A 720-nucleotide genomic window follows, 5' to 3' on the forward strand; every position below is an offset into this window, starting at 1 on the left:
CGCCGCACTGGACGACATCCGCGAGCGCCGGCTGAGGACGCTGGTGATCTGCCCCTTCATCCTCGGGTGGCTGCGCCACCACCCCGAGTACCGCGACCTGCTCTACCGCGCGCCCCCGCCCAAGGTCGGCGACGAGGAGCCGACATGATCGGCCCGACATCGGCCGTGCCGCCTCGGTTCGACGGCCTGCGAGCCCTCTTCATCAACGCCACGCTGAAGCGCTCACCGGAACCCAGCCACACCGCGGGCCTCGCGCGCGTGAGCAGCACCCTCATGCGGGAGAACGGCGTCGAAGTCGAAGAGATCCGGGCGGTCGACCACGATATCGCCACCGGGTTGTGGCCGGACATGACCGAGCACGGTGCCGACGTCGACGAGTGGCCCGCGATCTACCAGAAGGTGATGAGCGCGGACATCCTGATCCTCGCGGGGCCGATCTGGCTCGGGGACAACAGCTCGGTGATGAAGCGGGTCATAGAACGGCTCTACGGGTGCTCCGCCTCGCTCAACGACGCCGGTCAGTACGCTTACTACGGTCGCGTTGCGGGATGTGTGATCACCGGCAACGAGGACGGGGTCAAGCACTGCGCGATGAACGTGCTCTACAGCCTGCAGCACCTGGGCTTCACCATTCCGCCGCAGGCCGACGCGGGCTGGATAGGGGCCGCCGGCCCGGGCCCGTCCTACCTCGACCCCGGGTCCGGCGGTCCGGAGAACGAC

General features: G+C 68.6%; 2 protein-coding genes. Both read left to right on the forward strand.

Annotated elements, in window-relative coordinates:
• The first annotated feature begins 43 nt into the window (after nucleotides 1–43).
• Entirely contained in the window at nucleotides 44–148 is a 105-nt protein-coding gene (locus ELR45_RS43055) for a hypothetical protein (protein WP_420813971.1), read from the forward strand.
• Nucleotides 145–720, forward strand: a 576-nt coding sequence (locus tag ELR45_RS29050) for a flavodoxin family protein (RefSeq protein WP_205857493.1), incomplete at its 3' end; no start/stop codon positions are given. The genes ELR45_RS43055 and ELR45_RS29050, both read left to right, overlap by 4 nt.

It is taken from the genome of Phytoactinopolyspora endophytica (assembly GCF_004138495.1).
Classification (GTDB): domain Bacteria; phylum Actinomycetota; class Actinomycetes; order Jiangellales; family Jiangellaceae; genus Phytoactinopolyspora; species Phytoactinopolyspora endophytica.